Source organism: Cellulomonas carbonis, assembly GCF_014636275.1.
GTDB classification, from domain to species: Bacteria; Actinomycetota; Actinomycetes; order Actinomycetales; family Cellulomonadaceae; genus Actinotalea; species Actinotalea carbonis.
Genome location: NZ_BMEB01000009.1, coordinates 42,136 through 64,565 on the forward strand (window position 1 = coordinate 42,136; position 22,430 = coordinate 64,565).

Sequence of the window (22,430 nt, forward strand, 5' to 3'; positions counted from 1 at the left end):
CGCCTCCGGGCGGGTCACGCGTCGGCGAGCACCCCGGGCGGTCGGGCGAGCGCGTCGACCAGGTCGAGCTGGCGCGCCGTCCACCACCGCAGCGCGACGACGCCCCGCCGGTCGAGCCGGTCGCACACCCAGTCCCAGTGCATCGAGCACCAGTCGCCCGGCGCGAGCCCGGGCGCGAGGCCGTACCCGTCACGAGCCCGGACGACCTCCTCGAGCACGGGCGGCCCCTCGGTGAGGCGGTGCCCGTCCCAGCGGAGCGGCCGGGACCGGACCAGCGCCCGATCGGCGGAGACCTGGACCACCTGGCCGGGCCGGACCCGGCAGCGGTCCAGCACCCGCAGCGGCTCGTCCCGTGCGCCCGAGCGGAGCAGGCCGACCCACGGGTAGACCGCGAGCACGTGGAAGCCGTGGTGCGGCGCTCCGGCGAGGCCCGTCGCTAGCGCGTCGCTCACGCCCGACCACACGGCGCGTCCGTGGCCGCGGAACCGCGTGGCGAGGCACTCCCCGAAGGCGCGCGGGGTGACGGACCGCAGGAGGTGGTTGCCGACCCAGTAGGCCTCCACCACGCGGGGGTCGAGCGGGTCGGCGAGGCCGTTCTCGTGCGCGATCAGCTCGAGGTACGGCCATGCGCCCTCGAACGACCGCGCGAGCCGTCGGAGCCCGCCGTCGTCGGGCCGCACGGTCGGCGACGTCGTCGCGCCGTCCGGTGCCGGCGCGGCGGTCGCGGCGCTGACGCGCTCGAGCAGCTCACGGCCCGCGTCCGGGCCGCAGTACCCGAGGGAGTTGGGCGGGTAGGCGTAGCGGGCGAACAGCACCGGCCCGTCGACGGACATCACGGCCCCGCGGCCGGCCGGGCCGGCAGGCCGGTGAGCGGCGGCGTCGTCGGCAGCGCGGGGTGCGCCCACCCGCGCCACGCGATCACCGCGGTCCCGGCGAGCACCATGAGCAGCCACCCCGCCTGCGGCGCGGGTGAGACGCCCTCGACGGCCGCGGCGAGGACCGCCGTGACGGGTGCGGCGACGACGAGCACGGCCGTGACGTCGACCGCCTGCGCGCGGGCGAGCGCGGCGAACCACGTCGCGACGTATCCGGCCAGCACGAGGCCCGTGACGAGCACCCAGCCCCACGCGACGGCGTCGACCGCGCCGAGTCCGTCGAGGTGCCCGCGCGCGCCGGACCACGCGACGAGGACGACCGAGCCGCCCGCCATGCGGGCCACGCCGAGGGTCCACGCCGACAGACCGCTCAGCAGCCGCTTGGCCAGCACGACCTCGACCGCCCACAGCAGCGTCGCCGCGAGCACCATGAGCTCACCGGACGCGAGGCCGGCCGGCACGCCGCCGACCAGCCCGACCTGCCCGACGACGAGCAGCAGGAACGCGATGCCGTGCCAGGCCGTGATCCGCTCCTTCAGCAGCGGGACCGCGAGCAGCGCGACCCAGACGAGCAGCGTCTTGTGCAGGAACGCCGACTGGCTCGACGAGGCGCGCGCGAGCCCCTCGAAGAACAGCACGAACGGCACGCTGCCGCCGACGACGGCGACGAGGCCGAGCCCGACCCACGCGCGCGTCGTCGTCGGGCGGGTCAGGCGCGCCGACCCGCCGCGGCCGGCGGCGACGACCGCCAGCAGCACCGCGGCCGCGACGAGGTTCTTGGTCGTCGTGTAGGCGGTCGCGTCGCCGAACGCCCGCACGCCGTAGCCGTTGAGGAAGACGGCCACGCCGCTGATGCAGGCCGTCGTGAGCGCGAGGAGCAGTCCGGTGCGTCGGGTGCCGGTCATGTCGGGTCTCCTGTCGGTGCGTCCGGACGGGGGTCGGCGGGCAGTCCGTCGGCGGACGGTCCGTCGGCGGGTGGCTCGTCGGGCGGCTCGTCGCCCGCGCGGAGCGCGAGCGCGTCCCGGGCCTCGTCGTCCGTGAGCCGCTCGAGCGCGAGGCCGGCGTGCACGAGCAACCAGTCGCCCTCGACGACCGGTCCGTCGAGCGCGAGGAGCGAGACGCGCAGCGTCCGGGCGCCGTCGACGACGACGTGCCTGCCCGGCAGCACCTCGCGCACGCGGACCACCTCACCGACGCACACGGGGCACCTCCGAGGCGGCGGAGCGCACGGGTGCCACGAGGTCGGCGACCGCGTCGACCGCCGGCCCGACGGCGTGCGCCACCGGACCGCTCAACGGCGCCCCGTGGTCGAGCACCGCGACCTCCACGCCCACGACGACGAGCCGCGGCGGGAGCCGGTCGAGCGCGCGCGCGAGCTCGACGGCCGTGGCGAGCCCGAACGCGTGCGTGCCGCCGTGCGCCGTGGCCGTCCAGGGATGGGCGAGTCCCCGCGTGCCCACGCCCGCGTCGACCACGTGCAGCGTCCCGGCCGGCGCACCCGAGCGGACGCCGTCCACGACGACGGCCAGCTCGGCGCCCGTCCACAGCTCGACGAGGTCCGTGGGGTCCTCGTGCGTCAGCACGCGCACGCCCGGCAGGCCGAGCGCCGCGACGCCGCGCGCGACGGCGGGCCCGACCGCGTCGTCGCCGCGGTCGGGGCTGCCGAGCCCGACGACGAGCGCGCTCATGACCGCTCCACCCTCAGGTCGAGGAAGTGCGTCGCGCAGGAGATGCACGGGTCGTAGTTGCGGATCGCGTGCTCGCACCGGTGGGACAGGTCGTCGTCGGACAGCACCGTCCACCGCTCGGCCATCACGCGCAGGTCCGCCTCGATGCTCGGCTGGTTCTGCGACGTCGGCGGGACGATCTGCGCGTCGAGGATCGTCCCGTCGTCGTCGAGCCGGTAGCGGTGGAACAGGACGCCTCGGGGCGCCTCGGTCGCGCCGAAGCCCTCCCCCGCGCGCGCCGGGACGGGGACGGACGGTGCGACGCCGTCGGCCCACGCGTCGACGATCCGCAGCGCCTCCTCGAGCGCGTACACGAGCTCGACGGACCGCACGACGATCGAGCGGAACGGGTTGCGGCACGTCGACCCGAGGCCGGCCTCGTGCGCGACGTCCTTGGCGAGGGGTGAGAGCCGGTGGTGGTTGAGCGTGTACCGGGCGAGCGGCCCGACGACGTACGGGGTGTCCTCGCCGTCGAGCCGTGCGTGCAGCGCGGTCGAGTGCGGGACGTGCACCTCGGTGACGTGCTGCGGGAAGTCGCGGACGTCCCAGTCGGCGCCGGTCGAGGTGACGACGCGCCCGCCCTCGATCGGGTAGCCGTGGTCGGGGCGCAGCGACAGGTAGGTCCAGGGCTGCTCCCAGTCGGGGACGTCGAAGGTCGCGACGAGGCTCACGGTCGCGACGGCGTCGTCGAGCGCGCGGGCGAGCGCGGGCCGCAGGCGGTGCAGCTCGACGCGCGTCGGCATCCGGTAGAAGCCGCCGACGCGCACGTTCACCGGGTGCACGGACCGCCCGCCGACGACCGTCATGAGGTCGTTGCCGGCCTTCTTGATCCGCAGGCCCATCTCGACGACGTGCGGGTGGTCGCGCGCCATCTCGATCGCGCCGTCGTACCCGAGGAAGTCGGGGGCGTGCAGGAGGAACACGTGCAGCGCGTGGCTCTCGATCCACTCACCGCAGTACAGGAGCCGGCGCACGGTCCGGATCGCGTCGGGGACGGTGACGCCGCACGCGTCCTCGATCGCGAGGCACGAGCTGAACTGGTAGGCCACGGGGCAGATGCCGCAGATGCGCGCGGTGATGTCGGGCGGCTCGGTCCAGGCGCGGCCGCGCAGGAACCCCTCGTAGAACCGCGGCGGCTCGTAGATGCGCAGCTGCACGTCCTCGACCCGGCCGTCGCGGAACGAGATGTGCATGCCGCCCTCGCCCTCGACGCGCGCGAGCGTGCCGACCTCGAGCACCTGACCGCCGTCGCTCAGCTTGTGGGTCATCGCGGCACCTCCCGCTCGGGGCGTGCGTCGGCGGCCGCGTCGTGGGGCGCGTCGTCGCGCGCGTCGTCGTCGGGCCCGGGCTCGTGGCGCTCGCTCTCGCGGCGGAAGGGCTCGGACGCCGCGTTGAACGTGCGGTAGATCCGCATGACGTCGACGGGCGCCATGCCGCCCGCGAGCAGGCGGTCCGCGAGGGCGGCCGTGTTCGGGGTGTCCTGCGGGCCGAAGCAGCCGTAGCAGCCGCGCGCGAACGCCGGGCAGAGCGCGCCGCAGCCGGCCTGGGTCACGGGACCCAGGCACGGCGTCCCGTGCGCGACCGTCACGCACACGGCTCCGCGGCGCTTGCACTCGACGCACACGCTGTAGGTCGGGATGCGCGGGCGTCGGCCCTGGATGTACGCGGACAGCACCTCGAGGAGCTGCCCCTTGTCGACGGGGCAGCCGCGCAGCTCGAAGTCGACGCTCACGTGCGCCGAGATGGGCGTCGAGCGCGCGAGCGTCGACAGGTACTCGGGGTGCGCGTAGACGACGGACCGGAACTCGGCGACGTCGCCGAAGTTGCGCAGCGCCTGGATGCCGCCGGCGGACGCGCACGCGCCGATCGTCACGAGCGTGCGGGACATCTCGCGGATGTGGCCGATGCGCTCGATCTCCTCGGGCGTGGTCACCGAGCCCTCGACGAGCGACACGTCGTACGGTCCGTCGACGACGGCGCGCGTCGCCTCGGGGAAGTACGCGATGCGGATGCGACCCGCGAGCGCCATGAGCTCGTCCTCGCAGTTGAGGAGCGTGAGCTGGCACCCGTCGCACGACGCGAACTTCCACACCGCGAGGGTCGGCATCGCGTGGGGTGCGCGGGCCGGGACGTGCGGGACCGGCAGCACGGGCAGGGTCGTGGTCATCACAGCTCCCGGCACGTGAGCAGGGGGGCGAGGCGGTCGTAGGTGAGCACGGGTCCGTCGACGCAGACGAAGAGCTCGCGCAGCTGGCAGTGGCCGCACAGGCCGACGCCGCACTTCATGCTGCGCTCCATGGACAGGCGCACTCGGCCTGCGGGGACGCCGCGGTCGACGAGCGCCGAGGCGGCGTACCGCATCATCACCTCGGGCCCGCAGACCAGGGCGAGGGTGTTGCGCGCGTCGAAGCCCGCGCGCGGGACGAGGTGCGTGACGAGCCCGACCTTGCCACGCCACGCGTGCTGCCCGTTGTCCACGGTGACCTCGACGGTGACGCCGTGGTCGACCGCCCAGGTGCGCAGCTCGTCGCCGAACAGGATGTCCTCGGGCGTGCGCGCGCCGTAGAGCAGGACGACGCGTCCGTACCGGTCGCGGTGCCCGATCAGCTCCAGGAGCGCGGGCCGCAGCGGCGCGAGCCCGATGCCGCCCGCGACGAGGACGACGTCGCCTCCCTCCCCGTCGGCGACGTCCCACGTCGTGCCGAAGGGGCCGCGGACGCCGAGGACCGCCCCCTCCTCCGCGGTGACGAGCGCGTGGGTGACGACGCCGACGTCGCGGATCGTGTGCTCGAGCGGGCCCGGGCGCGTGGGGTCGCCGCTGATCGAGATGGGCACCTCGCCGACGCCGAACGCGTCGAGCATCGTGAACTGGCCCGCGCGGTACGCGAGCGGCGGTCCGGCGACGGGTTCGAGCTCGAGCGTGAACGTGTCGCGCGTGTCCTGGCGGAGCCGTTCGAGGCGGTACGGGACGGGCGTCATGGGGTCGGCGGCCTCGGGGGCCGTCGTCGGCTGCGGGTCGAGGACGCTGGTCATGGCCGGACCCCCGTCGGCACCGGGACGGGTGGGGCGGCGGGTGGGCCCGGTGGTGGTGCGGCGGCGCGGAGGGCCGCGGCCTCGGCGGTGATGTCGATCGCGGCGGGGCACCACGTGATGCAGCGTCCGCAGCCCACGCAGCCCAGCATCCCGAACTGGTCCTGCCACGAGCCGAGCTTGTGCGTCATCCACTGGCGGTAGCGCGAGCGGGTCTCGCTGCGCAGCGCGCCGCCGTGGATGTAGGAGAACTGCTCGGAGAAGCACGAGTCCCACACGCGGTGTCTCTCGGCGACGTCGCCGGTGAGGTCCGTGACGTCGCCGACCGAGGTGCAGAAGCACGTCGGGCACACGAGCGTGCAGCTCGTGCACGCGAGGCAGCGTGAGGCGACGTCGTCCCAGCGCGGGCTCTCGGCGCTCGCGTACAGCAGGTCGCGCAGGCCCTCGGTCTCGAGCGTGCGGCCCATGCGCTCGGTCGCGCGCGCGACGACGTCGCCGGCGGCCGTGACGTCCGACGGCGTCGCGACGGTGGTCGGCACGTCGGCGAGGACGTCGGCGCCGCGCGAGGTCCCGACCTCGACGAGGAAGTGGTGTTCAGCTTCGAGCAGCTCGGTGAGGAGCAGGTCGTAGCCGGTCCGCGGGCACGGGCCGGTGCCGACGGACGCGCAGAAGCAGGTGCCGCCGGGCTCACCGCACGCGACCGCGACGACGAACGTCCCCGCGCGACGGCGCGCGTAGTGGTCGTCGACGTAGCGGCGGCGCATGAGCACCTCGTCGTGGATGTCGACGGCCGTGAGGTCGCACGCGCGCGCCCCGATCAGGGCGACGGGACCGGGACGCTCACCGTCGGGGTCCTCGACGTCGAAGCCGTCGGGTGAGCGGTGCGCGCGCCACAGCAGCTCGTCGGCCGGGAAGAACACCGGCTTGGCGCCCTGGACCGGGGCGGCGTAGCCGAACAGGGCGTCGTCGTCGCGGGTCTCGAGGCGGTAGAGGGCGGCGTCCTGCCGGTCGTGCACCCCGCGCGGCAGGTCGTCGACGCCCGAGATCGGGCCGAGCACCACCGCGCCGTCGCGGACCGTGGGTCCCACGACGGTGTAGCCCCGGGCCAGCAGGGCCTCGACGAGGTCCTGGAGGCCCTGGACGTCGATGATCTGCGCTCGCCTGTCCATGGCGGCCTCCTGGAGACCCTCCCACCGTGGCAGGGCGTCGGTGGGAGGGCCAGGGACCTTCGGCTCGGGGTAAGGAGCGTCCCGAGGCAGCCAACCGTTCTGAACACGTGGGCTTAACAACGGATAAGCGCACATCCGATGCTACGGTCAGGCGGTGCCAACGGATCCCCGCACCGACCCGTCCAGGGGACGAACCCCGGCGAGCCCGCACGCTCCCGTGCCGCCGCGCACCGAGACACCTCAGCCTGCTCCGACCTCGTGGCCGTCCTTCACCACCGAGATCGTCGAGTGGCGGCCCGCCGACGCCGACTACGGGCCGCGCGCCGGGCGCAGCGCACACTCCGGACCATACGAGGCCGCCGTCGCGCCGCGGATCGCCGACGCGTCGGTCCACCTGTCGTCGCAGGTCGCCGCGCTCGTCGCCGAGGCCTCCGCGGAGATCGCGCGCTTCGACGGCGAGACGCACGCGGCCACGACGTCGTTCGCCGCGCTCCTGCTGCGCACCGAGGCAGCGAGCTCGTCGCAGATCGAGAACCTGACGTCGTCCTCGAAGGCCATTGCCATGGCCGAGCTGGGACGCAAGGGGCGCGCGAACGCTGACGAGATCGTCGCCACCGTCACCGCGATGACCCGAGCTCTCGCCGCGGTCGACCACCTCGACGGCCAGGCCATCCTCGAGATGCACCGGGCGCTCATGGCCGGGCACGCGTCCGCGGTCGCGGGGCGCTGGCGTGCCGACCAGGTCTGGATCGGGGGAAGCTCGCGGAGCCCGCACGGCGCCGCGTTCGTCGCACCCGTGCATCGACGCGTACCCGCCGCCATCGACGACCTCGTTGCGTTCATGTCCCGCGACGACATGCCGCTGCTCGCCCAGGCGGCGCTGACGCATGCCCAGTTCGAGTCCATCCACCCGTTCCCCGACGGCAACGGCCGCACCGGCCGGGCGCTCCTGCACGCCCAGCTCCGCCACGGTGGCCTGACGAGGGAGGCGATCGTCCCGGTGTCCGCAGGCCTCCTGACGGACACCGACCGGTACTTCGAGGCCCTGACCGTCTACCGGTCCGGAGACGTCGAACCCGTCGTCGTGCAGGTCTGCGAGGCGGTGTTCCCTGCCCTGGCGAGCTCGCGCATGCTCATCGCCGACGTCACGGGCGCGCGCGCGGTCTGGGATGACCGCATCCGCGCGCGCCGAGGCGCGGCCGCCTGGGCGCTCGCCGACCTCGTGACCACCCGGCCCGTCGTGGACGTGCGCCTCGCCGCGGAGAAGCTCGGCGTGACCCCTGTCAACGCGCAGCTCGCGATCGACCGGCTCGTCGAGGACGGAGTGCTGGAGCAGGTCGGCCGCGGCATGCGTGACCGGGTGTGGCAGGCGCCGGAGATCCTCGCCGCGATGGACCGCTTCGCCGCCCGTTCAGGCCATCGCGGCTGGTGACCGGTTCAGCTCCCCCCAGCCAGCAGCCGCTCGAACGGCGTCGGGTCGCTGAACGGGTCGGTCCGCTCCCTCGCCTTGCGGCCGGCCACGAGCGGCGCGAGCTCGCGCGCCGCTCGGTCGACGCGGACGGCGATGGGCGGGACGCCGTCGGCGCTGCCGTCGGTGCTGCCCACGCTGCGGCGGTCGGCCGAGCCGAAGTCCTCGGTCGCGCCGAACACGCCCGTCGGGACGACGAGCGCCCGCAGGTACGCGAACAGCGGCCGCATCGCGTGGTCGATCGCGAGCGAGTGGCGGGCGGTGCCCGCCGTCGCGCCGAGCAGGACGGGCATGCCCGCGAGCGCGCCGTCGTCGATCACGTCGAAGAACGTCTTGAACGGTCCCGTGTAGGACCCGCTGAAGATCGGCGTCACGGCGATGAGGCCGTCTGCCGAGACCACGGTCTCGATGGCCTTCTCGAGCGACTCCGACGCGAAGCCCGTCGCGAGCATGTTCGTCAGGTCGTGCCCGTGCTCGCGGACCTCGACGACGTCGACCTGCGTCTGCACGCCCAGCTCCCCCAGCGCGACGACGGTCGCCTTGGCGAGGCGGTCGGCGAGGAGGCGCGTCGTCGACGGCTGCCGGAGCCCCGCGCTGACGACGGCGAGACGACGCGTGCCGCCCGCGTCCCGCGCGCCCCGCATGCCCTGCGCGCTCATGCCTGCACCTCCTCCGCGCGACGGCCGGTGACGCCGTCGACCGAGTAGACGGTCGCGTCGACCGGGCCGCCGGCCTTCGCGACGAGCGACGCGTGCGTGGGCGCGTCCGGGACGTGCGCCGGGCGCCCGACGGCGAGCTCCTTGCGCAGCACGGGGACGACCTCGGTGCCCAGGATCTCGATCTGCTCGAGCACCGTCTCCAGCGGCAGGCCCGCGTGGTCGATGAGGAACAGCTGGCGCTGGTAGTCGCCGACCTCGTCCCGCATGGACGCGTACCGGTCGATGACCTGCTGCGGCGAGCCGACCGTCAGCGGCGTCATCTCGGAGAACTCCTCGAGCGACGGGCCGTGGCCGTAGACGGGCGCGACGTCGAAGTACGGGCGGAAGCGGCGCACGGCCTCCTGGCTGTTCTTGTGCATGAACACCTGACCGCCGAGCCCGACGATCGCCTGGTCGGCGCTGCCGTGGCCGTAGTGCTCGAAGCGCTGGCGGTACAGCCGGACCATCTGCCGGGTGTGGTGGATGGGCCAGAAGATGTTGTTGTGGAAGAAGCCGTCGCCGTAGTAGGCGGCCTGCTCGGCGATCTCGGGGCTGCGGATCGACCCGTGCCACACGAAGGGCGGCACGCCGTCGAGCGGGCGTGGCGTGGAGGTGAAGGACTGCAGCGGCGTGCGGAACTTGCCCTGCCAGTCGACGACGTCCTCGCGCCACAGGCGGTGCAGCAGCGCGTAGTTCTCGATCGCGAGCGGGATGCCGTTGCGGATGTCCTGCCCGAACCACGGGTAGACGGGGCCGGTGTTGCCGCGGCCCATCATGAGGTCGACGCGTCCGCCCGCGAGGTGCTGGAGCATCGCGTAGTCCTCGGCGATCTTCACCGGGTCGTTCGTGGTGATGAGCGTGGTCGCGGTCGACAGGACGATCCGCTCGGTCTGCGCGGCGATGTACGCGAGCGTCGTCGTCGGCGAGGAGGAGAAGAACGGCGGGTTGTGGTGCTCACCGAGGGCGAAGACGTCGAGGCCGACCTCCTCGGACTTCTTGGCGATCGCGATCGCCGCGCGGATCCGCTCCTGCTCCGTGGGGATGCGGCCCGTCGTGGGGTCCTGCGTGAGGTCGCTGACCGTGAAGACTCCGAACTGCATCGCGCACTCTCCTGACTCGTCGGTACCGAGACCGTACAACTTTCAACCACTCACCGGAACCTGTGCGCCCCTCGACCTATTCCCCCACGCCCGGCGCCCGCCCGCGACCCTCACCGGGCCCCGACGACGACGCGCGCCCGCGGCGGTGCCGAGCCGCGGTCGCGGGCCCCAGCCCGTCGGACCCTGTCGCCACGGGTCCGCGCTCTGCCACGATCACCGGCATGACGATCGACGGGGGCGGATCGGCCATCACGCGTGCGACGGCACAGGCGCCGCTGCCCCACCTCCCGCCGCTCCAGGTCCCGGTCGAGCCCCCCTACGCGAGCTGGGGGCGCCGCGTCGCCGCAGCGCTGCTCGACCAGGTGCTCCTCACCGGCGCCGCGTTCCTCCTCTTCCCCGTCCAGCCGGTCGAGCCGCCCACCTGGCTGGGGCCGGTGCTGAACACGGGCACCCAGGAGGTCGCCGGCGTCTGGACGGACAGCGCCGCCTACGTCGGCCTCGTCGCCGTCATGGTCCTCATGCAGGCCTACCTCGGCGGAACCCCGGGCAAGCTCGCGGTCGGCATCGCGGTGCTGCACGACGGCGACCTCCGGCCCGTCGGCCTCGTGCGGGTCCTCCTGCGCCAGGTGGCGCACCTGGTCGACGCGCTGCCGCTCTTCATCGGCTACCTGCGCCCGCTCTGGCACCGCGAGCGCAAGACCTTCGCCGACTCGCTCGCCGCGACCGTCGTCGTCCGCACGCAGGCCCCGCTCCCCTGGGCCTGGACGCGACCGACCGTCGTGCGCGCGGCGACCCCCGTGTGGGAGCGCACCGCCCGCCCGCGGTGGATGCGCGTCGTCGCCGGGGCGTCGACGGCGGCGTGCGTGGTCGGGATCGGGTTCGCGTACGGGCCGACCACCTGGCGGGGGGTCGGCAGCACGTCGGCGTACTGCGCAGCGACGCAGGCGGTCCCCGGTGCCCCCGGCGAGGGCTCGCTCGAGGTGCGGTACTCGCCCGAGCGCATGGAGCGCCTGGGGGTCGAGCGCCGCGTCCTGGACGGCCGCCCGGAGGGCGTCGAGGTGGTCTGGCAGATCGACGAGATCCTGCCGTCGCAGGCGACGCTGCGGCTCCGCCTCGAGGACCGCATCACCGGCGTGCGGCGGACGATCGACCACGCGGTCGTGGACCACGTCGTCCAGCCCGGCCGTGGCACGCCGCTCGAGGACGGCCGCCTCGGCGTCGTGCTCCCGCTCAGCGTGCTGGACGGGATGAGTGACTGGACGTGGGAGCTCACCACGGTGCTCGACGGCGTCGAGACCCCCGCGTGCACCGGCGGGTGACCGCGCCCCGACCTGCCCCCTGGGCAGTCGTCGGGCGACGCGAGCGTCAGCGCAGCATGAGCCCCCGCAGGTAGGCGGCCTGACCGACGTGCTGGAGGTCGTCCGACAGCACGCTGACGAGCCGCACGCCGAGCGTCACCGGCGGGTCCCAGGACCGGTCGACCACACGGTCCAGGTCCCGGGGCGCCAGCGACCCGACGAGCCCGACCGTCCGGTCGTGCACCGCGTCGTGGTACCCGCGCAGCACGTCGGCACCCAGCACGACCGCCTCCACGTCGTCGGAGCCGTGGCCGTAACCCGTGTCCTCGGGCGGCAGCGGCAGCCCCGCACGCTCGGCCCAGCCGTCGAGCCAGACCTGCTGCGAGTCGAACGCGTCGGCGACGTGGTCGTCCTGCACGCGCGTGAGGTGCCAGACGAGCCACGCGACCGAGTTCCCCGACGTGCCGTCCGCGCGCGGCGGCCGGTGTGCGAGCGCACCCTCGTCGAGCCCGTCGAGCACCCCGTGCACCTCCTCCCGCACGCGACCGAACCCGTCCACGAGCAGCTGTGCGACGTCCATCCGCCGATCGTGCCTCGCCCTGCCCGGGAGCGCCGCCCGGGAGCGTCACCCGACGACGGCGCCGGGGGTCGTTCGTCCCACGAGGAGCACCGCCCCACCGCTTACTCACGGCCGCGTGACGCACACGCGCCGTGCTTGCTTCCGAAGACCCCTCAACGGGACTCGGGGTCCCGCCGATGGGAGCGGCGGCACAGACCGTGCACCGCCCAGGGGGAAGAAGATCAGCATGTCCTCAGCACCGTCCACGCCGCGGAGGTCCGCGACCGCGTGGTTCACCGACCGTGGCGTGAGCACCCGGATCCTCGTCGCCGTCGGGGTCGCCGCCTTCGTCGCGCTCACCGTCGGCCTCGTCGGCATCGGCGCGCTGTCGCGCACGAACGATGCCGCCCGCGGTCTCTACGAGGAGAACGTCCACGGCATCGAGGAGGCGACGGCGCTGCGACGCCACACGCTCGAGATGCGGCTCGCGGTGACCAACCAGGCCCTCGCCGCCGACGACCGCGAGATCGCGACCTTCGACACCGCTGCGCACGACTCCGAGGCGTCCCTGCGCGAGAAGCTCGCCGCGCTCCGTGCCATGGACCTCAGCGGCGAGGACCTCGAGCGGCTCGACACGTTCGAGAGCGCGCTCGACCAGTACGTCACGATCCGCGACACGCAGCTCCTGCCTGCGGGCGAGGTCAACGACTACGACGCGTGGCGCGACGGCCGCGACGCGGCCGGCGCCGCGATCACCACGATGATGGACGCGATCGGCGGGCTCGTCGACGCGCAGAAGGCCGACGCGCTCGCGTCCGCCGACGGCGTCGCCGCGACCTACGCCGCGAGCCGCACGCAGGTGGTCCTTCTGCTCGTGGCCGGCCTCGTCGTCGCCGTCGGCATCGGCCTGACCGTCGCGCGCGGCATCGTCCGAGGCCTCGCGACCGTCCGCGGCGTCTCGGACGCGCTCGAGCGCGGCGACCTCACCGTCACCGCCGACCTGACGAGCCGGGACGAGGTGGGCCGCATGGGCACCGCGCTCGACGGCGCCGTCTCCCGCCTGCGGGAGATGCTCGGCACGATCGACACGTCGTCGGCGTCGCTCGCGTCCGCCGCCGAGGAGATGTCCGCGACGACGACGCAGATCGCCTCGACGGCCGAGGAGACCGCGGCGCAGGCCGGCGTCGTCTCGGCCGCCGCCGAGCAGGTGTCCCGCAGCGTCCAGACGGTCGCCGCCGGGTCCGAGCAGATGGGCGCCTCGATCCAGGAGATCGCGCACAACGCGATGCGCGCCGCCGAGGTCGGGCGCACCGCGGTCGACGCCGCCGCGACGACCTCGGACGCCGTCAACCGGCTCGGCGAGTCGTCCAAGGAGATCGGCAACGTCGTCAAGATGATCACGTCGATCGCCGAGCAGACGAACCTCCTGGCGCTCAACGCGACCATCGAGGCCGCGCGGGCCGGCGAGGCGGGCAAGGGCTTCGCCGTCGTCGCCGGGGAGGTCAAGGAGCTCGCGCAGGAGACTGCGCGGGCGACCGAGGACATCGCGCGCCGCGTCGAGTCGATCCAGGAGGACACGGGCGGCGCCGTCGTCGCGATCGGCCGGATCACGGAGATCATCGCGTCGATCAACGACTTCCAGATGACGATCGCCTCGGCCGTCGAGGAGCAGACCGCGACGACCAACGAGATGAACCGCAACGTCACCCAGGCGGCCGTCGGCTCGGGCGAGATCGCGACGAACATCTCGAGCGTCGCCGGTGCCGCGGACCTCACGACGCAGGGCGTCACGCAGTCGCGTGAGGCGGTCGAGTCGCTCGCGCGGATGTCGACCGAGCTCAAGGCGCTCGTCGGTCAGTTCCGGTACTGACGACGACGCACGACGGGCCGGCCGGGGTGGTCCCGGCCGGCCCGTCGTGCGTTCACACGTCCGGCGTCCTCGGTCAGCCGCGGCTGTCGTCGTCGCGACCGCCCGCACCCACCCGGACCAGGCCGGGACGGCGCCACACCGGCTCGAGCGAGGCCATCTCCTCGACGGTCGCGACGCGGAACGGCGGGTCGGTCGGCGTCTCGAGCGCGCGGCGTCCCTGGCCACGCGTGGCCCGCAGGCTCGCCACGACGGACACCGTGAGGATCGTCGCGACGACGGCGAGGGACAGCGACGTCGGCACGTAGAGGACGTCGATCTTGAGCATCATCTTGATGCCGACCCAGATCAGCACGAGCGCGAGGCCGATCTTGAGGTAGACGAAGCGGTGGATGAGGTCCGCGAGCAGGAAGTACATCGCCCGCAGGCCCAGGACCGCGAAGGCGTTGGCCGTGAAGACGAGGAACGGCTCGGACGTCACCGCGAAGATCGCGGGGATCGAGTCGACCGCGAAGACCACGTCCGTGACCTCGACGAGCACGAGGACCGCCAGCAGCGGCGTCGCGAGGAGCACGCCGCCGCGGCGGACGACGAGGCGCTGGCCGTGGTACGCGTCGGTCATCGGGACGTAGCGACGGAAGAGGCGCAGCGCACGGGACTTCTCCGGGTCCAGGTGCTCGTCGCGCTGGCGGATCATGCGGTAGCCGGTCCACAGCAGGAACGCCGCGAACACGTAGAGCACCCAGCTGAAGCTCTCGATGAGCACGGAGCCGGCCGCGATGAACGCGCCGCGGAAGATCAGCGCGCCGACGACGCCGAGGAACAGCACGCGGTGCTGGTACTCCCTCGGCACCGCGAAGTACGTGAGGATTATCGCCCAGACGAAGACGTTGTCGACCGCGAGCGACTTCTCGATGAGGTAGCCGGCGAAGTACTCCTGACCGCGTTCGGCGCCCCACACCTGCCAGACGAGGGCGCCGAAGCCGACGCCGGTCGCGACCCAGAACACCGACCAGCCGGCGGCCTCCCGGACGCCGATGACGTGGGCCTTCCGGTGCGCGACGAGGTCGATCGCGAGCATGAGCAGGATGCCCGCCAGCACGGCGAGCCAGATCCACAGGGGTACGTCCACGAGGGTGCCTTCCGGTCGGTGGTGACCGGAGGTCTCTCCCGACGGCCGACGGCCGCCCGCGGCGCCGGGCCCGGGTGACCGAGCCGTAGTGACGACGTCCGCGCTGGGGATACTCCCCTCCAAGTAGATGAAGAGTGAACGATCCGGCGCGGGTCGTCAACCCTTGGCGCGTCACTCCCGGGCGGTCACCCCGCGCGCCCCTCCGCCCGGACGGCCGCGGCGAGGCGCCCCAGGAGCCGGGCGAGCGTCGCGGCGTCGTCGGCGGGCCAGCCGTCGAGCAGCCCCGCGAGACGCTCGGCGCGGAACGACCTCGCGCGCTCGGCGAGCCGTTGCCCGTCGGGCGTCAGGGTGAGGTTCGTGCTGCGGCGGTCCGTCGCCCCGGGCTCCTTCGCGACGACGCCCGCACGGACGGCGCGGTCCACGAGGCGGCTCGCCGTGGACGGCGTGACGTCGAGGCCCTCGGCGACGTCACGGACCCCGACGTCACGCACCACGGCGCCGGGCCCGTCGCCGTGGTCGCTCGACGCGCGCGAGCGGACCACCTCCACCACGAGGAGGGTCGAGAGCTCGACGTCGGGCAGCGCCGCCCCGCCGGCGGTCCCTCCCGCCCCGTCGGGGATGCGCTCGGGGGCCGTCCAGAACCGGCGCAGGTCGAGCAGCGCCCGGTCGAGGGCGTCGAACCACTCGGGCAGTGTCCCGTCGTCGCGTCGACTCATGCGTGTACCGTACATCTATCGAGAGGAGCCGCGATGGCCGCGCAGGTGCTGGTGACAGGGGCGACGGGGACGGTCGGCTCGGCCGTCGTCGCCGAGCTGGAGCGGCTGGGTGTGCCCGTCCGCGCGGCGATGCGCAGGCCCGGGCCGGACTCCCCCGAGCCGTCGACGACCACCAGCGTGCGGTTCGACCTCGCCGACCCGACGTCGTGGCCCGACGCGTTCGCGGGCGTCGACACGATGTTCCTCGTCCGCCCGCCCGCCGTCGGCGACGTGCGCCGCGGCCTCCTTCCCGCCGTCGCGGCGGCGCGCGACCACGGCGTGCGCCACGTCGTCTTCCTCTCGCTCCAGGGAGCGGAGCGCCTGCGCGTCGTGCCCCACGCGACCGTCGGGGAGTGGCTGCGCTCGTCGGGCGTGACCTGGACGTTCGTCCGCGCGTCGTTCTTCCACCAGAACCTGAGCACGACCCACCTCGCGGACGTCCGCGACCGCCGCGAGATCCCCGTCCCCGCGGGGGACGGCCGCACCGCGTTCGTCGACGCCGTCGACGTCGGCGCCGTGGCCGCGCGGGCTCTCGCCGACCCGGCTGCGCACAGCAACCGGGCCTGGACCGTCACCGGACCCGAGGCCCTGACGTACCACGAGGTCGCCGCGGTGCTGTCCGACGAGCTCGGGACGCCCGTGCGCTACCCGCGGCCCGGAGCGCTGCGCTACGCGCACCACGCGCGGCGCACGCTCGGTCTGCCGTGGGGCATGGTCGCCGTCACCACCGCGATCTACACGACCGCCCGGCTCGGCCTGGCCGCCGGGCTCACCGACGACGTCCGCGAGGTGCTCGGCCGGGAGCCGACCGACCTGCGCGGGTTCGTGCGGCGTGAGCGCGCCGTCTGGCAGCCCGCGGACGCCGGTCCGGCCCCGGCCGGCCGGCCTGACCGGCGGCGCTAGCCCGCGGCGTCCTCCGCCTCGCCCTCCTCGCGGCGGTGGCCGAGCACGAGCACCTCGAGGTCCTCGCGCGCGACCGTCGACCCCTCGACCACGGCCACCGTGACGGGCGTCCGCGCCCGGACGGTCGCCGTCCGCACGCCTTCGAGCAGCGCCCGCTCCCCCAGCACCGCGCCCGGGCCGATGTCGGTGAGCAGCTCGCCGTCGTGCAGCACCTCGACGACGCCGTCGAGCAGCAGCGCGACCTGCGTGCCGCTGTCGCCCTGCTCGAACAGCACGTCCCCCGCGGCGAGGCGCAGCACCTCCGGCTTCGAGCGCATGACGTCGCGCGAGAGCCGCCGCTCGAGCTCGGTCTCGGCCGGTGTGGTCAGCGCTGCGGCGTCCGTGCCGTGCCACGGCGTCTGCGTCTCCTCCATGGTGTGCATCCACGCGGCCGAGTCCGTCGTCGCGACCTTCTCGGTGAGCCGCCCCTCGCCGTCGTAGACCCAGTGGCGCGGGAACGCGCTCGCGCCGACCACGCGGTGGGCCGCCGAGCCGTCGGCACGCAGCTCGAGCTCGAGGGTCGTCCAGATGAGCGGCGCGACGAGCCGCGGGCGCCCGTTGACCAGGCGCGGCGCGGGCAGGGGTGCGCGGCCGCCCGCCGTCTGGCGCACGACGACGTGCGACCCGTCGTCGGCGACCGTCACCGTGCGCAGGTCGGGCATCGCGATCGCCGGGAAGCGCACGCTCCCGCCGAGCAGGTTGGTCAGCCCGATGACGCCACCGGTCTCCGGGAGCACGCGCGCCCCCGTGACGCGGCCGTCCTCGACCTCGGCCTCCGCGACGACGCGGTTGACCATCCGGAACCGTCCCGCGCGGCGCAGCGCGGCGAGGTCGTCGAGGTGGTCGGGCGGCGGCTCGTCGTAGTGCGTCAGGCCGAGGTCGAACGGCACCCGCATGGGACCGCGGATGAGCTCGGACGGGATCCACGAGACGGAGGTGACACCGGGCACGGTCGCTCCCCGGGGGCGAGAGCCGGCACGGACCGGGGTCGACCGGCACGAGCGAGCCGGCACCGGACCGCGCGCGGGTGGGACCACCCGCACGGTGGACGCTAGCGCGACCCGATGCGGGTTAGCGTGCGGACACCATGGAGTCGGTCGACAGGCGTGTCGTGAGCGTGGTCTTCGCCGACCTCGCCGACTTCACCGCGCTGTCGGAGCGCCTCGACGCCGAGGACGTCGCCCGCGTCCAGGACACCTACTTCTCGCTCGCGTCCGAGGTCGTCGCGGCCCACGGCGGACAGGTCGAGAAGTTCATCGGCGACGCCGTCATGGCGACGTTCGGCACCGAGCGGTCCGCCGACGACGACGCCGAGCGCGCCGTGCGCGCGGGCCTGCGGATCGTCGACGCCGTCGACCGGCTCGACCGCCGCCTGCGCCTCGCGGACGGGACCGTGCGCGTGCGCGTCGGCGTCGACACGGGCGAGGTCGTCGTGACGCGGCGTGGCAGCACGTGGCGCGTCACGGGCGACGCCGCCAACACCGCCGCGCGCCTCCAGGCCGTCGCCGAGCCGGGCACGGTCGTCCTCGGCGACGAGACCGCGTTCGCCGTCGCGCACGCCTACGTCGTCTCCCCCGCGCGCGTCCTGCACCTCAAGGGCAAGTCCGCCCCCGTGCAGAGCTGGGCGGTCACGGCCGAGCGCGCCGAGCCGCGCCGCGGCCTGCGCCTGCACGGCCTCGCCGCGCCGTTCCTCGGCCGCGACGAGCAGCTCGCGAGGCTCGCGGCCTTCCTCGACGCCGACGACGCGCGCGCGGTGCTCGTCGTCGCGCCGCCCGGGGCCGGCAAGACCCGCCTGGTCGACGAGCTCGCAGCACGCCTCACGCCGGACCGCGCGTGCTGGACGGTCCGGCTCAACCTCGACCTGGGGCGCGGGTACGAGGCCGTCGCCTCGCTGCTCGCGCAGGCCTGGCCGGGTGCGCCGTCGTCGGGCGGAGGGCCGCTCGACCCGGACGGCACCTCCTCGGCGCCGGCCGACGCCGACGCGTGGGAGACCCGCGTCGCCGCGGCGCTCGAGCGGGGCGGCCACGACGCCGCCGCGGCACGTCGCGTGGCAGGGCTGTGCGCCGACGTCGTCGCGGGACGCACGCCCGAGGCGGTCCCCGCCGACCTCTACCCCGCGTGGACGGCGGCGCTCGACGCGGCCGCACCGCGCGCCGTGTGGGTCGTCGAGGACGTGCACCTGGCCGCACCCGACCTGCACGCGTTCCTCCGCCACGCCGTCACGGCCGACGGCGACCGCCACCTCGTGCTGACGAGCCGGCCGCCCGTCGACCCGGCCCTCGCCTCCGACGCCGCCGTCGTGCCGCTCGAACCGCTCTCCGTCGCCGACAGCCGGCGCCTCGTCGACGAGCTGCTCGGCACGGGCGTCGTCCCCGGCGAGTACGCCGACGGCGTGGCGGTCGCCTCGGGCGGCAACCCGCTGTTCGTCGAGGAGCTCGTGCGGTCGTGGATCCAGTCGGGTGTGCTGGTGCGGCGCCCGACGGGCGCGTGGGCGTTCACGAGCGCGGGCCACCCCGCCGAGGTCCCGACTACGGTGCACGCGATCTACCAGGGGCAGCTCGACGCGCTCCCCCGCGCCGCACGCTCGGTCGTCGAGCGCGGCTCGGTCCCCGGGACGACCTTCCCGCTCGACGCGCTCCCGTCGCTCGGCGTCGACGACGCGGGCGAGCCGCTCGCGGACCTCACACGCGGCGGGCTGCTCGTCGGGCCGCACACCGACGCCGTCAGCACGCGCGCCTACACGTACCGGCACGCGCTCCTACGCGACACCGCGTACGGCTCGCTCGGCCGACGGCGGCGCGCCGAGCTGCACGCGCGGTTCGCCCGGTGGCTCGAGGGCCTCGAGGGCCCGGTCGCGACCGAGCTGGTCGGGACCCACCTCGCGCACGCCTACGACAGCCTCCCGACGACCGCCGCCGGGCTCGAGGACGGCACGGCGTCCGGCGACCTCGCGGCCGAGGCGGCGACGTGGCTCGACCGCGCGGCCACGACGCACCTCGTCGCGTCGCCCCAGCGCTCGGCCGCGCTGCTCGACCGCGCGCTCGCCCTGCCCGCCGGGACCGGACCCGAGCGGCTGGCGCGCCGCCTCACGCTCGCCGAGGCGCTGCGCCGCTCGGGCGACCTCGAGCCCGCGATGGCGGCCTTCTCGACCGCGGCCGAGGCGGCGATGGCGCGCGAGGACGCCGACGCGCTGGTCACCGCCGCGCTCGGGTACGAGGACGCGCTGTACGCGAGCCGCCTGCCGCGCACGGGCGAGTCGGTCCGGCTCCTGCGCGCCGCCGAGGCCGCGGTCGGCCCCGACGACCCGCGCCACGTCGCGGTCGCCTCCGCGCTGGGCCGCGCCCTGCTCTACGCGGGCGACCGCAGCGGCGCCGAGGGCATGTGCCGCCGCGCCGTCGACGTCGCGCAGCAGCACGACGACGCCGAGGGCCTCGCCCGGGCCCTCCTCGCGCTGCGCGTCACGCGCGAGGGGCCCGAGCACCTGGCCGCACGGCTCGCGGACGCCGAGCGGGCCGTCGTCGCCGCGGCCCGGACGGACGACCTCGAGCTGCGCCTCGAGACGGTCCGCCTGCGCCTGCTCGACCTGCTCGCGGCGGGCGACCTCGCGGCTGCCGACGACGCGATCGCGGACGCGACGGCCCTCGTCGACGGGCTCGGCCGACCCCTGCACCGCTGGTACCCGCCGATGTGGCGCGCGACGCGGGCCCTGATGGACGGTCGGTTCGTCGACGCCGCGCGGCTGATCGCGGAGTTCGGCGAGGAGGGCCGCCGCGCGCACTACGCCGCCACCGACCACGTCGTGACGATCCAGCGGCTGCGCCTGCACCTCGACACGGGCGACGACCCCGAGGCCCTGCACGCCGTCGAGCGGCACGCGCAGGCCGACCCGGACCGGTGGTCGTTCGCGCCCGCCCTGGTCCTCGCGCGGCTCGGACGCCACCGCGAGGCGCAGGCGCACGTCGATCACTACGCGCGGCGCCCCGACGCGGTGCCCGAGGACCTCGCGCGCTCCTCGATCCTCGCGATGCTCGCGGAGGCCGCGGCCGAGGTCGGCGACGCGGGCACCGCAGCGACGCTCGCGCCGCTGCTCGAGCCGTACCGCGACCAGGTCCTCGTGCTCGGCTCGGGTGCGCTGTGCCTGGGGTCCGGCGCCTACGCGCTCGGGCTGTGCCGGCGGACCGCGGGCGACCTCGCGGGTGCGCGGGACCTGCTCGAGGCCGCGGTCGCCCACGACGACGCCGTGCCCGCACCCGCCGCGGCGACGTGGGCGCGCGCCGAGCTCGCGGCGACCCTCGCCGACCTGGGCGACGACGAGCGCGCGCGCTCCGTGGCGCGCGAGGCGGCCGACGCCGCGGGCACACTCGGGATGCGGCCCGTCCTGGACCGGCTCACCGCGGCACACCTCATCGGGAGCGGACGATGATCGAACCGACGCACGCCCGGCGCCTCGTCGCGGGGTCATGGCAGCGCTTCGCAGGGCTCCTCGACGCAGGCGGTGCGGACCTCTCCGCCCCGACGCGCCTGCCCGGGTGGTCGGTCGGCGACCTCGTCGCCCACACCGCGTGGGGCACGAGCATGGAGGCCGAGGCGCTCGAGCTCGCCGTGCGGCGGTCCCCGGGGCGAGCCGCGGGCACGCCGCCGGACCCGGCCGACCTGCGCGGCTCCTGGGAGGCCGGTCGCGCCCGCCTGGTCGCGGCCCTCGACGAGCTCGCCGCGCTCGACGCCGCCGACCTCCCGGCCGCTCTGCCCATGCCGTACGGCGACGTCCCGCTGACGCTCGCGCTGCACACCTTCGTCATGGAGGCGGCCGTGCACACGAGCGACCTCGCGCACGCGCTCGGCCAGCCGGGCGGGCTCGACGACGGCGCCGTGCCCTCGACGGCCGAGTTCCTCACCTCGTTCTGGGACGTGCTCGCGGCCGGTGCGACCGAGCACGCCCCGGCGGGCTCGACCCTTCGGCTGCGCGGGACGTCCGTCGACGTCGCGCGGACGTACGACGGCGGCGCCTGGGCGGTCGCACCCCCGGGGTCGACGGCGGACGTGATGGTGACCGGCGACGACGGCACGGTGCTGCTCTTCGCGCTCGGGCGCGTCCCGCTCGACGCGCTCGACGTCGCCGGGGACCGGCAGCTCGCGGCCCGGTTCAAGCAGCTCGTCCCGGGGCCGTAGGCCGACCTGCGGGTAGTCGGGACGGTCACCGTGGTGAACGAGGACGCCGAGGTTGAACTCGCACTCGGATGACGGTTGCGAGGGCCGATCGCACGGCAGCGAAGCGTCGTAGGTCTACAGCCCGGACTGGTGTGACACCGTCGCGATCACGCGCGCCAGACGTTCAGCCTGTCGAGCGCCGATGGTACTCGAGCCGACGGTGGCGACAGCGGAACTCGTCTGGCGCGGGATGTGCCGCTCGGACGTTGCCGGTACGCGTTCTCGACCCTCGCCCTCGGCGCTAGCGGCCAGTGCAAGCTCTTGACGAGAGGCGCTGACGGCCTCACCGTATGGGCAAGACTCGATGCGGCGCAGAGGGCGCGACGATGAGGTCGTCCAAGTTGGTAGCAACGGCGATCTCGGTCTTCTCCGTCGCGACGGCCGGGGTAGTCCTAGCGACGCCCGCTTCCGCCGGTCCCGTCAGCAACGCAGTCACGAGTCACGACAAGGGGCCGACCATCAGTGTGACGGACGGCGGGGACTGCTGCAGGGCTGGTTGACACTCTGACCTGCCCCACGCCCTGGTTACCACTTGTGGTGTGGTGGTCAGGCGGGGATGAGGGGCAGTTCGGAGCGTAGTTCGAACTCGATCGGGCTGAGGT

Annotated in this window: 20 protein-coding genes; 6 read left to right on the forward strand and 14 right to left on the reverse strand. The window is 74.7% G+C overall.

The window, feature by feature from the left end; genetic code table 11:
• Positions 1-14: 14 nt before the first annotated feature.
• Genes IEV86_RS16710 through IEV86_RS16745 form a run of 8 tightly spaced genes read right to left on the reverse strand, consistent with a single transcriptional unit; the run spans position 15 to position 6,801 of the window.
• Positions 15-833: a DUF6390 family protein gene (locus IEV86_RS16710; protein ID WP_043607728.1), complete on the reverse strand. Its 819-nt coding sequence runs from the start codon at positions 831-833 to the stop codon at positions 15-17.
• Entirely contained in the window at positions 833-1,780 is a 948-nt protein-coding gene (locus tag IEV86_RS16715) for a DMT family transporter (RefSeq protein WP_043607711.1), read from the reverse strand. Before IEV86_RS16715 ends, IEV86_RS16710 begins: the two co-directional genes overlap by 1 nt.
• Positions 1,777-2,076, reverse strand: a complete 300-nt coding sequence (locus IEV86_RS16720) for a HypC/HybG/HupF family hydrogenase formation chaperone (protein WP_043607712.1) — start codon at positions 2,074-2,076, stop codon at positions 1,777-1,779. The genes IEV86_RS16715 and IEV86_RS16720 overlap by 4 nt, the downstream gene beginning before the upstream one ends.
• Positions 2,063-2,563, reverse strand: a complete 501-nt coding sequence (locus IEV86_RS16725; RefSeq protein ID WP_043607714.1) for a hydrogenase maturation protease — start codon at positions 2,561-2,563, stop codon at positions 2,063-2,065. The genes IEV86_RS16720 and IEV86_RS16725 overlap by 14 nt, the downstream gene beginning before the upstream one ends.
• Positions 2,560-3,870, reverse strand: a complete 1,311-nt coding sequence (locus IEV86_RS16730; protein WP_043607716.1) for a Ni/Fe hydrogenase subunit alpha — start codon at positions 3,868-3,870, stop codon at positions 2,560-2,562. Before IEV86_RS16730 ends, IEV86_RS16725 begins: the two co-directional genes overlap by 4 nt.
• The gene (locus tag IEV86_RS16735; protein WP_081978810.1) at positions 3,867-4,769 is read right to left on the reverse strand and encodes an NADH-quinone oxidoreductase subunit B family protein; all 903 of its coding nucleotides are present in this window, start codon (positions 4,767-4,769) and stop codon (positions 3,867-3,869) included. The genes IEV86_RS16730 and IEV86_RS16735 overlap by 4 nt, the downstream gene beginning before the upstream one ends.
• Entirely contained in the window at positions 4,769-5,635 is an 867-nt protein-coding gene (locus tag IEV86_RS16740) for an FAD/NAD(P)-binding protein (RefSeq protein WP_043607718.1), read from the reverse strand. The genes IEV86_RS16735 and IEV86_RS16740 overlap by 1 nt, the downstream gene beginning before the upstream one ends.
• Positions 5,632-6,801, reverse strand: coding sequence for a 4Fe-4S dicluster domain-containing protein (locus IEV86_RS16745; protein ID WP_081978808.1), 1,170 nt, complete (start codon positions 6,799-6,801; stop codon positions 5,632-5,634). Before IEV86_RS16745 ends, IEV86_RS16740 begins: the two co-directional genes overlap by 4 nt.
• Positions 6,802-6,955: 154 nt before the next feature.
• Here IEV86_RS16745 and IEV86_RS16750 point away from each other — a divergent pair, with 154 nt between their 5' ends.
• Entirely contained in the window at positions 6,956-8,233 is a 1,278-nt protein-coding gene (locus IEV86_RS16750; protein ID WP_229734711.1) for a Fic family protein, read from the forward strand.
• Positions 8,234-8,238: 5 nt separating this feature from the next.
• On the opposite strand, the gene IEV86_RS16755 is transcribed toward IEV86_RS16750, so the two are convergent.
• Positions 8,239-8,928 carry an FMN reductase gene (locus tag IEV86_RS16755; RefSeq protein WP_229734712.1) on the reverse strand — a complete coding sequence of 230 codons (690 nt, stop codon included), beginning with the start codon at positions 8,926-8,928 and terminating at the stop codon, positions 8,239-8,241.
• On the reverse strand, positions 8,925-10,067 hold the full coding sequence (locus IEV86_RS16760; RefSeq protein WP_043607719.1) for an LLM class flavin-dependent oxidoreductase: 1,143 nt from the start codon (positions 10,065-10,067) through the stop codon (positions 8,925-8,927). The genes IEV86_RS16755 and IEV86_RS16760 overlap by 4 nt, the downstream gene beginning before the upstream one ends.
• A gap of 221 nt (positions 10,068-10,288) precedes the next feature.
• Between IEV86_RS16760 and IEV86_RS16765 the strand changes: the two genes are divergently transcribed.
• Positions 10,289-11,386: an RDD family protein gene (locus tag IEV86_RS16765; protein WP_052426326.1), complete on the forward strand. Its 1,098-nt coding sequence runs from the start codon at positions 10,289-10,291 to the stop codon at positions 11,384-11,386.
• 46 nt (positions 11,387-11,432) lie between these two features.
• On the opposite strand, the gene IEV86_RS16770 is transcribed toward IEV86_RS16765, so the two are convergent.
• Complete coding sequence (locus tag IEV86_RS16770; protein ID WP_043607720.1) at positions 11,433-11,945, reverse strand: mycothiol transferase; 513 nt, start codon at positions 11,943-11,945, stop codon at positions 11,433-11,435.
• Positions 11,946-12,171: 226 nt separating this feature from the next.
• On the opposite strand from IEV86_RS16770, the gene IEV86_RS16775 reads away from it, so the two are divergent.
• Entirely contained in the window at positions 12,172-13,794 is a 1,623-nt protein-coding gene (locus IEV86_RS16775) for a methyl-accepting chemotaxis protein (RefSeq protein ID WP_043607721.1), read from the forward strand.
• Positions 13,795-13,867: 73 nt separating this feature from the next.
• On the opposite strand, the gene IEV86_RS16780 is transcribed toward IEV86_RS16775, so the two are convergent.
• The gene (locus tag IEV86_RS16780; protein ID WP_043607723.1) at positions 13,868-14,923 is read right to left on the reverse strand and encodes a TerC family protein; all 1,056 of its coding nucleotides are present in this window, start codon (positions 14,921-14,923) and stop codon (positions 13,868-13,870) included.
• Positions 14,924-15,108: 185 nt separating this feature from the next.
• Complete coding sequence (locus IEV86_RS16785; RefSeq protein ID WP_052426327.1) at positions 15,109-15,639, reverse strand: MarR family winged helix-turn-helix transcriptional regulator; 531 nt, start codon at positions 15,637-15,639, stop codon at positions 15,109-15,111.
• Positions 15,640-15,672: 33 nt separating this feature from the next.
• Between IEV86_RS16785 and IEV86_RS16790 the strand changes: the two genes are divergently transcribed.
• Positions 15,673-16,581, forward strand: coding sequence for an NmrA family NAD(P)-binding protein (locus tag IEV86_RS16790; RefSeq protein WP_052426328.1), 909 nt, complete (start codon positions 15,673-15,675; stop codon positions 16,579-16,581).
• Here IEV86_RS16790 and IEV86_RS16795 read toward each other — a convergent pair.
• Positions 16,578-17,570, reverse strand: coding sequence for a cyclic nucleotide-binding domain-containing protein (locus tag IEV86_RS16795; protein WP_043607724.1), 993 nt, complete (start codon positions 17,568-17,570; stop codon positions 16,578-16,580). The genes IEV86_RS16790 and IEV86_RS16795 overlap by 4 nt on opposite strands.
• A gap of 137 nt (positions 17,571-17,707) precedes the next feature.
• Between IEV86_RS16795 and IEV86_RS16800 the strand changes: the two genes are divergently transcribed.
• Positions 17,708-21,043, forward strand: coding sequence for an adenylate/guanylate cyclase domain-containing protein (locus IEV86_RS16800; RefSeq protein ID WP_188484776.1), 3,336 nt, complete (start codon positions 17,708-17,710; stop codon positions 21,041-21,043).
• Positions 21,040-21,789 (forward strand): maleylpyruvate isomerase family mycothiol-dependent enzyme, encoded by a 750-nt coding sequence (locus IEV86_RS16805; RefSeq protein WP_043610458.1) that lies wholly within the window; start codon positions 21,040-21,042, stop codon positions 21,787-21,789. Before IEV86_RS16800 ends, IEV86_RS16805 begins: the two co-directional genes overlap by 4 nt.
• The last annotated feature ends 641 nt before the right edge of the window (positions 21,790-22,430 follow it).